A 13,116-nucleotide genomic window follows, 5' to 3' on the forward strand; every position below is an offset into this window, starting at 1 on the left:
ACTCTTTTCTTTAGGAAAGTATATCGAATCAGCACCTCTGTAACAAGCGCCCATTTCCTCTTTTGATAATTTCCCCATCCCCCTCATACATGTCCAACTGTATTCATATGATGAAATATCAAGAATGTGGACTCCTTTGATTGATTTAACAGCTTAATGTTTTTAAACCATTCATCACGCGTGAAAACGGAGGGGAAAAATGAAAGTACAATTGAAGTATACCGTCATTTTGGTTTTAACCACCATTTTTGTCATCCTTTATTTATCAAATCATAAACGGACAGAGGAAACCATCATTTTTTTTCCCATCGATTCCTCGCTCCATTTTGAACATGCTGCCACCCACCTGACACCTAAAGGTACCGGGGATTCCACCTATACCATCACTTGGAGGGTGGATTCTACGTTGGACCAGCCTGCTTACTTACGTCAGGATGTATCGCTTTTATACAAAAATGGAAAATTGGCAGGGGCTTTAAAAAATTGGCGCCAAAATAAACAAGAACTCTCTCAAAAAGCGAAATATAAAGAATCCGAGAGTGGGCGTTATGAAGCTGTAACGTTTCATTATGCCGAGGTTCATCCAAGTGACACCATTTTCACCAGTGCCCAGCAGCTCAGTAAAGATAAACTCTATACAGTAACGACACCGGTTTTTCAATTTTTCCACCGCCCCCTTTCAGAAGAACAGATTCAGTGGAAAAACACGTTGGACGGCTTGACAGATCAAACGGTTCGAAATGGTTTGGAGAAAGCCGGGCAAGCCTTTCAGGTCAATCTTGATCAGTACAAAATCATTTCTTTAACAGATCTGCCTTCAAAGAAAAATCAATGGCTTGCTGCCTTCCCCCAATTCAAACGGGAAGAAATTGTGGGAAAACTATGGGAAGGACTATACAAAAATTATGTGTTGGGAGTAAAAAAGGAGGATGGCTCCACTGTGAGTCCACAAGGTAGCACCATCCCCCTATTGCTTATGGCGAAGAATCAAAGGGAAATACTTGTCTTGTTTACCCTGAAAGACGGTACTCCAATCATGCTGCGTCAAGAGTTATAGTTGCTTTTCAATTTCTTCCAGTAGTTTAGTGTATGACTTATTATCCGGGGCAAGCTCAATAGCCTTATCAGCTTGCTCTTTAGCTTGGTCGAATGATTCGAGATTCATGTAGACCAAGGCAAGATTGTAATGGGCTTCATGCAAATCCGGATTACTTTCAATCGCTTTTTCATAATAACCCTTTGCCTTGTATATGTCCTTTTTATCAAAAGATAAATTTCCGAGCATAAAGAGCGATAGCGGTGCATCAGGATTTGAATCCACATATTTGAATAGCATCTCTTCCGCCTTATCCTCTTCATCATCATCAATATACTTTTGGGCCATCATTGCCATGGTATTATCATCGATAGCTGCACTTTCCTGATGATTGAAACCAAATTGCAGCAGGGAATAGGTCAGTATTACCGTCCCGATCAGAAAAGCCAGCTGCCGAAGGATATTCTTGGATTTTGGCAGATGGACCACTCCAGCAGCCAAGAACCCACCGATCAAACCTCCGATATGCCCTGCATTGTCAATTCCCGAAACGCTGAAACCATATATTAAGTTAATGATGATCAACACGATCACCGATGAGCCCATCGAGCGCATGAATAATTTCGGATAGACGATGCCAAAGTACAAAAGTGCCCCAAAACAGCCAAAAATGGCTCCGCTCGCTCCTGCGGAAAGGTTCGGGGTCATGATGAAGCTGCCTAGAGTTCCAGCGAAACCAGCGAATATATAGATGAAAAGAAACCTGGCATTACCGTAAATCCTTTCAACTTCAGCACCAATCAAATACAGCGAAAATGTATTCATCAGTAAATGAATGAACCCAATATGGACGATCATCGGTGTAAAGAACCGCCACCATTCCCCTTGGATGATATAAGGGGAAAATTTAGCGCCAAACTCAATCAAAGTCTTGGAATTGGTGCTGCCCCCATTAAACTCCATCAAGATGAACACTGCTATTTGTACCGCCATGAATATATATGTAAAGAATGGCTTATTGGCATTTTGAAATACCTTCTGTTCGGCCTTAGCCTTTTTGACTGACTCGGAGATGGCGTTCTTCTTTACTTCAAGAACCTTTTCCTCATCTATTTCATTTTCCTCAAGAACTTGAATTGAAAGTGGTTTTTTCAAAACATGTTCAAGGTTTTGCAACGAATCATGAAAGTTCTCACAAGTTAGAAGGAATGTGTTGACATCCGTCTTTTTAAAGGAGGCCACACGTGAACTAAAGTCATGATCATCGACCGGGGCGAATTTACTAACATAGATACTTAAAATGTTTATGGGCTTTTTGTATAATTTCCTTCTGATTCTTTCCCCATTCTGCAATGTTCGCTCGATATCGCGTTTCAGCCAATTAGCCCAATCCAAATCATGGCGGATGAGTCTTATGACTGGAAACTCCTTATTCTTATCGCTCTCAAGCCAAATCTCCTGATGGTTTTCCGTGACTGTGATCATTCGATAATCGTAATGGGCAGACAACTCCCTTATGGTTTCCCAAAAAAAATAATCCTCTTTAAATCCCAATGCCTTCCCCACTTTCCAATGAAACTTAAGCTTCTAAAATTCCTGTTCTTTAATTAAAACTATAGACGAAATCATGTAAAAAGTAAAAAGGAGACTGTTTCCCCGCTCCTAAAAATAAAAAAGGAACCCTCGGTCAGGTTCCCTTTTCAAGATGCCGGCATCCTCATTTGGTCTGAGTGAACATGCTTTGCATCATTTTATCCCTGAACATTGGCATATCCAAGGATTTAGTCACTAGAAATCTTCTCAGTATGCCATTGGACAGCGCAACATTAATCAGGCGGTACCGGTTTTTGTAACCAGCATAAACAGCTAAACCAACCAAGAAGATTTGAATAATTAATCGAAGCATAACAATCCCTCCTATCAATAGTGTGATACAGGATAGGATTTTTATGAGCTAAAAGTGATAATTAATGAACTTCTTCTTAATGGGCGTACGTGCGTATAACCTTGGATGGGGTAATGAGTTTGCCCACCGCTAGATCATGTACCTCTATCGGGAGTTCATCCATTAATTGGAGCTCGTATGTAAGGGCCAATGTATCTCCTCGGTAATTAGATAGGAAACGGTCATAATAACCCCCTCCAAAGCCTAGGCGATACCCTTCCTTGGTAAAAGCAAGTCCGGGTACGATCAATGCGTCCAATTCCTCTTTGCTGGCCTTGGCTGTTTCAGCCACTGGTTCCAGCAATCCGTAATAAACAGACTCGAGCTGATTGAAGGACGAAATTTTTTTGAATTCCATTGTCTTTTTTTCGGGATCACATTTTGGTACAGCCACTACTTTTCCTTCGCTCCATGCTTGTTCGATGATCCGTACCGTTGGGACTTCAGGCGGAATGGAGATGGTGATGCCAATGGTATCAGCATTTTTCCATTCTTCCAAAGCAAATAAGTTTTCAGCGATTCTGGTGGATAGTTCTTCATGTTCCTCTTTAGTCAGCTGCATTAAACGGGACCTAACTTCTTGACGGAGCTTATTCTTGTTTTCTCTCATCTCTTCCGACTCCTTTATTCTACTTCTATCATTATCTCATAATATTTGTCCATTTACGAAAATACGGTGTCGGAAATCGCCGAATCATTCGTGCATTCTGGTGAATATATTCACTAAAGGAAAAAGAGAAAAGAGGGACTTAAAAAAATGCATAAAAAAAACAACAGGAAAAATCCTGTTGCTTACTTTGTTTCACGGTGAGTCGTGCTGCGTTTTTCTCTTGAGCAGTATTTTTTAAGCTCAAGACGGTCTGGATTGTTACGTTTATTTTTTTTAGAAATATAGTTACGGTCTCCACATTCAGTGCAAGCTAATGTAATATTTACGCGCATTGTGTATTTCCCTCCAAACATATTGACATTTTCACATAGGACTTTTCTATAATATCATTATTCAATGCGAATTGCTAGTATGTTTTTCGGGAAATTCAACATTACTTTTTCGTATTCTTAATTGTTTACGTTTTGCATCGTCAGGAGGAGTTGATTATTTATAACTTTCGCTTCTTCTTTCGTATCAGCATGAATGACCCAAGCCACAGCTTCCACACATTCTTTCGGTAAGATTTCCGTTTCTAGCGTAAACACACTGGTAACTTCCCCTTTGGCGAGCGGTGAATAAGCCAGGAGACCTTCTTTCAATGATTTGAAGCATCCTTCTTGATAAAGGCTTCCCTTACCTTGGATGCAATATTGAGAGATGCTTTTCCCTTTCACCAATCCCCCCAATAAGGCAATCGATTGAGGGGCTACATGTAAAATCGCCCGTTCATTCGGGCTGTAAAAAGCCACCGCCTGCCTTTCGAAAGCGTTTTCATAGTGAAAAAACACTTTTGGCCGCTTGGTCTCGAATGAGGTATTCCTGATCGTGAACTTCGAAAAGGTCACCTGCCCTTGGGTATACGTCTGTGAAAGTGTCCGGATCTCTCCATTAGGATGACTCATCATATCCTCCTCAGGATACCAATCAAAACTCTCATCCATCCATAATCCAGCCTTTAATCCCTTACGAAATAATTCCTGGTTATCCTGTGGCATATACGCGGATAGCGAATTCATATAATCATCCCTTCCCCTTCTTTTATCTTTATATTACTTATCGTTAGGCGCTGACAGTGAAACTATCCACTTTAAATTCTGCACACCATTTTCTTATAGGATCATTGATTTTTAATAATTCAAAATATTTCGTTTTTTCGATTTATTCTATCTTTATGTTAGCACTGAATTGGCTGATGGACAATAAACACATTTTGTCGAATTTTATGTACGTTATCTTTCAAAGGTTTTTTTCCCATTTTCATGCCTAATTTTTTTCCATCAACGACGGTCACATCGCTTTTCGACAATATTTGAAAAAAACAGACAATAAATGAAGTTTACTGCCTACTTCCGAAAATATAAAAATATGAAAATCCCCAATTTTTTTCGAATATGCGTAAACTATAAGTATATTGTCGAAAATTATCTTCTAAGGTGAAAACATGGAAACACTTATCGTCCTTCTCATCATTTCCTTTTTCGGTAAGGCTGTTTTCACATACTTTGTTGCTATTTACCAGGTAGTGAGTTGTGGTTGATTTCCCCTCCAGATGCTCGCTTTCCGCGGGGCGGGCGGTGAGCCTCCTCGGCGTAAACGCCTGTGGGGTCTCACCTGTCCCGCTGCTCCCGCAGGAGTCTCGCACTTCCGCTCCAATCAACCTTAAATAGTTTCGTTTTAAAAACAACAATCTTTACGAAAAGAGCCTTCGGTAAAGATAAAGTTGCCAAATTAGAAGAAGATTTGGAACAGATGACACTAACGTATATGCAGGATATCTACCAATTAAAGAAGAAGGTGAAGATTCTTGAAGAGGAATTCGTTATCCAGGACGACCCTGTTCCCTCTGTAAAGGATCAATCAACTGTCACTTCCAATGGTATCGAACCCATACATGAGATTCTAAAAAGCCAGGTTCTATCTTTATATAGTCAAGGTCTCACTTTGGACCAGATCGCTAGACAATCCTCGTTAACGAAGGAACAAACCAATTCAGTGATTGAGCAGCAAAGATTGCGGGATGAATGAACATGAATAAAGCAAGACTGCAAGGTCTTTCCGCCGGCATCATTTTTACAACAACAATCTTTGCTGCCTTTTATTATGGAACCGATAAGTTCGAAGGCACTACTCCCACTGCGGAGGAAGCTAAGGAATTGCTCGTAAAGAAGGGATTCGTCGTTACACTTCCTACCGAGGAAGCTAAAAAGACCGTCCAACCGAAGGATCCGGATAAGGTTTTAATGGAGAAGGAAGCTTCAACCTATACAATTAAAGTGAAAACGAATATGACCACATCCGAGATTGCCGATCTCCTTTCCAAGGAAAAAATCATCGATGATGCTGCTGAATTTGAAGCTTACATGAATGACCGGGATTTCTCGAAAAAAATACAAATCGGCGAGTTTGTTGTTACGAATAATATGACATATAGACAATTGGCCAATACATTGACACATTAATGAATAAGAGAGACTTTTAAATGGACTATGTCCGAGAAAAAGCCTCTCTTTTTTCAATTAGGATAGGTTCATTCATTCCTGCTGATATATCTCCCTCTTACAAGGAAGTAAATATTCTCTGCGATATTCGTTGTATGGTCCGCTGTCCTTTCCAAATATCGAGCAATTAGGGAAAGCTGCGTAACCTGCTGAAGGTTTTTTTCATCTGAAAGGCGTAGGAGACTTCGAATCATTTCTCCATAAAATCGATCAACCTCATCATCCATTTCAATGATTTCTCTTGAAAGAACAACATCTTCCTTCTCAAATGCTTCTATTGAAAGTCGAATCATCTTTAATGTAATATCATGCATCTGCTTTAATGGTGTTAAAGGCAGAATAAATGGCTGGTCACCGATCCGGATCGCCGATTTGGCGATATTCACACCAAAGTCTGCCATCCTTTCAATATCCGAGGCAATTTTTATGGCAGCAATGATACGCCTTAAATCAATCGCAACCGGCTGTTGCTTAGCAATCAGTAAAATCGCAAAGTCATTTATTTCCTCTTCCAGTAAATCAGCTATTGTATCATCATCAATAACTTCAAGAGCCTCATCTACATTATTGCTTTCCAGTGCGGCATATGATTTTGATATGGCACCTGAAGCTAAATTAGCCAACATCACGATTTTCTCTTGCAGCTCTTTCAATTGAAGCTCGAAATTTTCACGAACGATCATTATCGCATCTCCTTTTCTCTTAACCGAAACGTCCGGTAATGTAATCTTCTGTTCTTTTATCATTCGGATTAGAGAAGATGGTATTTGTATCAGAATATTCGATGACTTCCCCATTTAAGAAGAAGGCTGTTCTATCTGAGATACGTGCTGCCTGCTGCATGTTATGGGTAACGATGATGATGCTGAAATCCTTTTTCAGTTCCTGGACCAATTCTTCTATTTTCAACGTGGATATCGGATCAAGGGCAGAAGTAGGTTCATCCATTAGAATGACATCTGGTTCGATTGCCAAACATCTGGCAATACAAAGACGCTGTTGCTGTCCACCTGAAAGTCCATATGCATTTTCATGCAGACGGTCTTTCACTTCATCCCAAATCGCTGCCCCTTTTAAACTCTTTTCGACAATCTCATCAAGAATTTTTTTATTTTTAATTCCATGGATCTTTGGTCCATATACAACATTTTCATAAATGGATTTAGGAAAGGGATTAGGCTTTTGGAAGACCATCCCCACCTGTGTCCTTAAGTCTTCCACCTTATAGGACTGATCAAGGATATTCCTGTTCCTATATTTAATCTGTCCTGTCGTTTTCACATCCGGGACTAGTTCTATCATTCGGTTCAATGTTTTAATGTAGGTGGATTTCCCACATCCTGAAGGCCCTATGATGGCCGTCACTTCATTTTGGTGCATATCCAGATTAATATTTTTCAAAGCATGGTTTTCTCCATACCATAAATTAAGATTGGATGTTTCATACACCTTTTCCGACAAGGCAGCTGATCCGACATTATCGATTTCGATAGCCGGTGACTCTTTTTCTCTCGTTAAGGTCATATTCATGCTTCCTTCCTCCTATCAGTATCTTTTCTGGAATTTATTTCGAATTATAACGGCTATTGAATTCATGAATATTAACAGGATGAGTAAAACGATGATTCCCGCGGCAGCAACCTGCTGGAATTCCTCCTGCGGACGAGATGTCCAATTATAGATTTGCATTGGCAGCACTGTAAATGTATCCATGACCGTTTGAGGTAAAAAGGCGATGAACATTGGTATGCCAACCACCACCAATGGCGCCGTTTCACCGATTGCCCGTGACAAAGCAAGTATTCCTCCAGTTAAAATGCCAGGTATCGCAGCAGGCAGGACCACTTTCAAAATGGTTTGCCACTTTGTTGCACCCATTCCAAACGAAGCTTCCCTTAAATCACGAGGTACGGCACGTATGGCCTCCTGTGCAGCGACTATGATGACCGGGAGAACGAGTAGGCTCATGGTCAGGCCCGCCGCCAATATGGACCGGTCCAAGGCAAGAGCACGAACGAAAACCGTTAAGCCCAGTAGTCCAAATACAATTGACGGGACACCTGCCAGATTGGAAATATTCACTTTGATAAAAGTGGTGATCCAATTCTTCCTCGCATATTCCTCTAAATAAATGGCCGTTCCAACACCAAGCAGCAGGGAAACCGGGGCCACCACTACCATCAACCATATTGAACCGATCAGCGCTGCCTTTATACCAGCCTCTTCAGGTTTCCTGGAAGCGAAATTCTGAAGGAAATCCCCATTCAGACTACCAATTCCTTGAGTGAATATCCGATAAAATAAGATGGCCAATACGAGGAGGCCAACCAATGTTGCCAAGAAGAATAATCCTTTAAAAATCGTGTTAACAGCAAGCCTAGCAGGCATTTTTTTTGCAACATGACTTTTGTTTATCAGTTTCATGACTTAATATTCCTCCCTGAACTTGCGAGAGATGAACTGCGCCAGTAAATTCATGACAAGCGTAAAGACGAACAGTGTCATTCCAACCGCATATATACTGTAGTAAATCGTTGTCCCATACCCTGCATCCCCCGAACTGACCTGAACGATATAAGCGGTCATCGTTTGAATCGATGAAGTGACATCCATGCTCATATTTGGGGTCGAGCCACCGGCAACACTCACAATCATGGTTTCCCCGATCGCTCTGGATAAAGCAAGAACGATGGATGCCACAATTCCAGAAATGGCTGCTGGCAATACCACTTTAATTGTCGTTTCAAGTTTCGTTGCTCCTAAAGCATACGCACCTTCGCGAATCGACTTCGGCACTGATACCAGGGCATCTTCCGACAAAGAAGCTATCATCGGCATGATCATGATACCTACGACGATTCCGGGACTCAGGGCATTGAACATGTCAAGGGAAGGAAATAAATCCCGCAAAACCGGTGTTACAAAAGTTAAGGCAAAAAAGCCATAAACGATAGTAGGAATCCCAGCTAAAACTTCTAAAATCGGCTTGATGATTCTCCGTGTTTTCTCTGATGCATATTCACTCAAGAAAATGGCTGTTGCAAGTCCTACTGGAACTGCAACCACCGCTGCTATGACTGTTATCTTCAACGTTCCAACAATAAGGGGCATAATCCCATAGGAAGGTGCAGATGCAAATGGCAGCCATTTAGCTTCCGTAAAAAATTCGACGATGGATACTCTGTCAAAAAAGATGAATGTTTCAAATATAAGGGTCAGGATGATCCCGATTGTAGTAAAAACGGAAATTGCCGCCGTAAGGAACAAAAGTTTAGGCATGACTTTTTCCAAATTGATTTTTTTCTTACTTTTCTTTTCCAGAATCATTTGCTGTACAGAATAGGTTTCTGTTTTTCTAAGTTCCAACTTGCATCCTCCATTTCAGACACGCAATATTTGGATTTACAAGCTGTTACCCCCGCCTCAATCGAGTCAAGGCGGGATTTCAATAGCCTGTAATATCGTTTATTTTTCCAATTCTTTTAATTTATCAAGATCTTTCTGGTACTCTTCTTCCGGCAGGCTGATATAACCCACTTCTTCTGAAAGCTCTCCTGCATTTTCAATGACGAATTGAGTATAATCTGCAACTTGTTCTTTTTCAGCTACCGACTTATTAGCTACATATGTGTAAAGTGGACGTGACAATGGTGCATACTCCCCACTTTTAATCGTTTCATGCGTTGGCTCTACAGCACCTTTGCCGTTGTCGATGGAAATGATCTTTAACTTATCTTTATTTTCAGAGTAGTAGGCATAACCGAAGAATCCAATCGCATTTTTATCGCCTTCTACACCTTGTACAAGAACGTTATCGTCTTCTGAAAGCGTAGCATTTTCCACCATTGGTTTTTCTTCAAGGATCACTTCATTGAAATAATCATATGTTCCCGAATCTGTTCCCGGAGAGTAGAATTTAATTTCTTCGTTCGGCCATTCAGGGCGTATATCAGACCATTTCTTCACCTTTCCATTATCAATCCACAGTTTTTGAAGTTCTTCAACTGTTAGTGAATCGATGAAATCATTATCTTTATTGGCGACGATTGAAATACCGTCAAATGCCAGTTTCAATTCTGTATATTTAACACCCTTTTCATCAAGTAAGGCACTTTCTTCTTCTTTCACTGGGCGGGATGCATTGGCTAGGTCCGTATCACCAGCGATGAATTTCTTGAATCCCCCACCTGTTCCTGATGATCCCACTGAAACCTTCACATCAGGCTGTGTAGCCATATATTCTTCTGCAACTGCCTCCATGATCGGAAAGACCGTTGAAGAACCATCCGTAATAACTTCGCCCTTGAGTTGATTTGAAGCCGCTTCATTTCCTTTACCGCTGTTTGAAGTATCATTAGATCCACATCCAGCTGCCACTGCGATTACTCCACCCATTACTGCGGTCATAGCCATAAATTTGAAACGTCTCATTTGTAAATCCCCCTAAGAATTTTATATGAATATTTTGTCCTACTCTCACATCATACTTTCAGACTGTAAATTCCGTTTAAAGCATTTGTAAATATTCAGTAAATAATTGTGTGCTTATTGTAAAGATGTAAGAACAGTGCTGATCTCTTTCTTAAAATGCAAAAAAACACGTTTCCGGTTTTACCCAAAAACGTGTTTTTAACCTTTTATTATTCATTTTCCTGGCTTTTTCTAACTTCAGCCTGGTCCTTTTGAACGTCTTTACCATTCTCCACCTTCAAATCGGTCGAGGTTTCGGTATTTTCCTTCTTAGCCCGTTCTTTTTTCAGTTCGAAATAAGTATCCATGATTTCTTCACCTATCTCTTTACTCATGCTGTGGCCTGAATGTCCTTGGTATGCCCACGGAACAACGACCGCAAAAGCGACCTCAGGATTTTTGGCTGGGGCATAGCCAACCAACGTGATATTCATCGTATCTTGAGGTTCGCTATAATCCGCTCGGTTCGGACCATCATAGAACGCTTGCGCCGTTCCGGTTTTAGCCGCTACCGTATATGACTTATTCCCAAAGTAAGTATAAGCTGTTCCTCCTTGTTCCATCGAAACTTTCTCGAAACCGCTCTGCACACGTTCTATCCATTCTTCCTTCATCTCAAGACGATTAAGGACAGTTGGTGAAACGTCTTCGGCAACAGGACCCAATTCCTCATTATTATCAACAGGATCACGGATTTCCTTAACCATATGCGGCTTCATGCGGTTACCACCATTTGCAATGGCTGAAACATACTGCACAAGCTGCATCGGTGTGTACGTATCGTACTGTCCGATAGCGAGGTCAAGCAGCTTACCTGGTGACGTTTCCGAACCTTTGAATCCACTCATTTCATTCGGGAGATCAATCCCCGTGCGGACACCCAAGCCAAACTGGGCAAATGAATTCCGCATGGTCGAAAAGGCGCTAGAACTAATATTCAATGGCTCATTCGGCACATAATGCGCACCTGCAATATTAATTGCCGTTCTGAACATATAAACGTTCGAGGATACTTTTAAGGCAGTCAAATCATTAATGTTCCCGAAGTTACTATATGAGCCTTTTTCCTTTGTACCCTTAATCTTCAGCTTCGTATCATAAAAGTATGTACCTGGCTGAATGGCTCCTTGCTGATAACCAGTCAAAACAGTTGCGCCTTTTACTGAGGAGCCCATTGTATAGGAAGTCGTAATATTCCCTAATGCAAAGTCCTCTATGGAAGATTTCCCTGTTTTTGAATCCTTCTCATATTTCTTGCCCGCCATCGTTAAAATTTCCCCTGTATTAGGATCCATCATAACGACAAAAGCTCTATCCAAGAACTTAGTGTTGCCCATTTTTTTCTTGGCAATCAATTGCTTTTCAATGATTTCCTCTGTTGCAAGCTGTAAATCCATATCAACTGTCAATATAAGATCTTTTCCTCGCGAACCTTCAGTAATCACTTCGGAATCGACAACATTTCCTGATTTATCGGTCACATTCCTTACTTTCGCTTTCTGCCCTTGGAGGATATCTTCATATTGCGCCTCGATATAGCTCTTTCCTACTCGGTCATTCCGGCTGTAATCACGTGCAAGGTAGTAGTTCAGGCTTTCACTAGGTAACCCTTCTTCAGATGAGGAAACTTTACCCAATACAGATTTAAGTGTTTTATTATATGTATAAAAACGATCCCAATCTGTAGATATATCGACTCCTGGGAGCGAATCAAGGTTTTCACTCACCTTGGCGAACTCTTCTTTTGTTACTTTCTTGTTTTTCACAATTTGCGGGGTAAGGGCATATCCGCTTGCAAATTCCCTGTAGATGGCAAGGACTTCCAGATCATTTTCCGAAAGCTTTGTTTCTTCATCAGTAATCCGATCAAGCTGAAGCTTATACAAATCACTTTCTTCCATCTCGCCCTCTTCCACTTTTTTGCGCTCTTTATCGGTAATCTTTTTTTCGGCCAGCTTCGGATTCTTCAAAATCCAAAAATCCTTTTTATCGCGTTCAGTCACTTTGTCTGTTTCCTTTTCGATCAACTTCGCGAGTTTCTCAGCCGTTTCCACCATTTCTGTTTGTTTCGTACCTTGCTTTCGTGTATATGTAATTGCATCCAGTGGTTGGTTATCGACCATCAGTTTTAAATTACGGTCATACATTTTCCCACGGGGCACCGAATTATTCACGGTCACTTCCTCTGTTCTTTCAATCTCACGCCGGTAATCATCACCATAAACAATCTGTACAACACCCAAGCGTAAAATTAAAGCGGAAAACAAAACAAACACTAAAAAGAAAAGAATATTCAATCTGAAAGGCACATGCGTCTTTTTCTTTTTCTTTTTATTCACACTAAGCCACACATCCTTTTTACATAGTCATAATAGGTCCTATACCATTCTATAGAACATTTGTCTTTTTTTCTACCTTAGTGTTCTAGAAATATTAAACATCTAACGAACTTTACATAAAAAGTGACTTACGGCTCATAGATCCTAAAACCGTAAGTCCTGATATTGGAAAAGAG

14 protein-coding genes are annotated in these 13,116 nt (G+C 40.8%); 3 read left to right on the plus strand and 11 right to left on the minus strand.

The genetic code is table 11. From position 1 onward, the window contains the following. Positions 1-199: 199 nt before the first annotated feature. Positions 200-1,057, plus strand: a complete 858-nt coding sequence (locus tag ACJ9PY_RS17525; protein ID WP_411738641.1) for a hypothetical protein — start codon at positions 200-202, stop codon at positions 1,055-1,057. Here the strand turns inward: ACJ9PY_RS17525 and ACJ9PY_RS17530 are convergent. The 5 genes from ACJ9PY_RS17530 to ACJ9PY_RS17550 form a co-directional block, all read right to left on the minus strand. Continuing rightward, complete coding sequence (locus ACJ9PY_RS17530; protein ID WP_057278823.1) at positions 1,052-2,590, minus strand: rhomboid family intramembrane serine protease; 1,539 nt, start codon at positions 2,588-2,590, stop codon at positions 1,052-1,054. The genes ACJ9PY_RS17525 and ACJ9PY_RS17530 overlap by 6 nt on opposite strands. A gap of 163 nt (positions 2,591-2,753) precedes the next feature. Next, on the minus strand, positions 2,754-2,942 hold the full coding sequence (locus tag ACJ9PY_RS17535) for a hypothetical protein (protein ID WP_034308414.1): 189 nt from the start codon (positions 2,940-2,942) through the stop codon (positions 2,754-2,756). A 76-nt stretch (positions 2,943-3,018) separates the two neighbouring features. Beyond that, the gene (locus tag ACJ9PY_RS17540; protein WP_063575675.1) at positions 3,019-3,591 is read right to left on the minus strand and encodes a 5-formyltetrahydrofolate cyclo-ligase; all 573 of its coding nucleotides are present in this window, start codon (positions 3,589-3,591) and stop codon (positions 3,019-3,021) included. Positions 3,592-3,773: 182 nt separating this feature from the next. Continuing rightward, positions 3,774-3,923, minus strand: coding sequence for a 50S ribosomal protein L33 (gene rpmG, locus ACJ9PY_RS17545; RefSeq protein WP_028391797.1), 150 nt, complete (start codon positions 3,921-3,923; stop codon positions 3,774-3,776). Between the two features lie 117 nt (positions 3,924-4,040). Beyond that, a complete protein-coding gene (locus tag ACJ9PY_RS17550; RefSeq protein WP_057278825.1) occupies positions 4,041-4,649 on the minus strand; it encodes a hypothetical protein in 609 nt (202 codons plus the stop codon). Between the two features lie 583 nt (positions 4,650-5,232). Between ACJ9PY_RS17550 and ACJ9PY_RS17555 the strand changes: the two genes are divergently transcribed. Continuing rightward, entirely contained in the window at positions 5,233-5,658 is a 426-nt protein-coding gene (locus tag ACJ9PY_RS17555; RefSeq protein ID WP_411738642.1) for a hypothetical protein, read from the plus strand. 2 nt (positions 5,659-5,660) lie between these two features. Beyond that, entirely contained in the window at positions 5,661-6,092 is a 432-nt protein-coding gene (locus tag ACJ9PY_RS17560) for a hypothetical protein (RefSeq protein WP_411738643.1), read from the plus strand. A 68-nt stretch (positions 6,093-6,160) separates the two neighbouring features. Here the strand turns inward: ACJ9PY_RS17560 and phoU are convergent, their stop codons facing one another. The 6 genes from phoU to ACJ9PY_RS17590 all read right to left on the minus strand — a co-directional run bounded on the left by phoU (position 6,161) and on the right by ACJ9PY_RS17590 (position 12,940). Beyond that, positions 6,161-6,814: a phosphate signaling complex protein PhoU gene (gene phoU, locus ACJ9PY_RS17565; protein WP_411738644.1), complete on the minus strand. Its 654-nt coding sequence runs from the start codon at positions 6,812-6,814 to the stop codon at positions 6,161-6,163. A 19-nt stretch (positions 6,815-6,833) separates the two neighbouring features. Continuing rightward, complete coding sequence (gene pstB, locus ACJ9PY_RS17570) at positions 6,834-7,661, minus strand: phosphate ABC transporter ATP-binding protein PstB (RefSeq protein ID WP_371748449.1); 828 nt, start codon at positions 7,659-7,661, stop codon at positions 6,834-6,836. Positions 7,662-7,676: 15 nt separating this feature from the next. Next, on the minus strand, positions 7,677-8,555 hold the full coding sequence (pstA, locus tag ACJ9PY_RS17575) for a phosphate ABC transporter permease PstA (RefSeq protein ID WP_411738645.1): 879 nt from the start codon (positions 8,553-8,555) through the stop codon (positions 7,677-7,679). 3 nt (positions 8,556-8,558) lie between these two features. After that, entirely contained in the window at positions 8,559-9,458 is a 900-nt protein-coding gene (gene pstC / locus ACJ9PY_RS17580) for a phosphate ABC transporter permease subunit PstC (RefSeq protein WP_063577668.1), read from the minus strand. A 138-nt stretch (positions 9,459-9,596) separates the two neighbouring features. Further along, positions 9,597-10,562, minus strand: coding sequence for a PstS family phosphate ABC transporter substrate-binding protein (locus ACJ9PY_RS17585; protein WP_411738646.1), 966 nt, complete (start codon positions 10,560-10,562; stop codon positions 9,597-9,599). A 209-nt stretch (positions 10,563-10,771) separates the two neighbouring features. After that, positions 10,772-12,940 (minus strand): peptidoglycan D,D-transpeptidase FtsI family protein, encoded by a 2,169-nt coding sequence (locus tag ACJ9PY_RS17590; protein WP_411738647.1) that lies wholly within the window; start codon positions 12,938-12,940, stop codon positions 10,772-10,774. Positions 12,941-13,116 lie beyond the last annotated feature (176 nt).

Origin of the sequence: Peribacillus sp. S4 (assembly GCF_046715815.1) — a bacterium.
Lineage (GTDB): Bacteria > Bacillota > Bacilli > Bacillales > DSM-1321 > Peribacillus > Peribacillus frigoritolerans.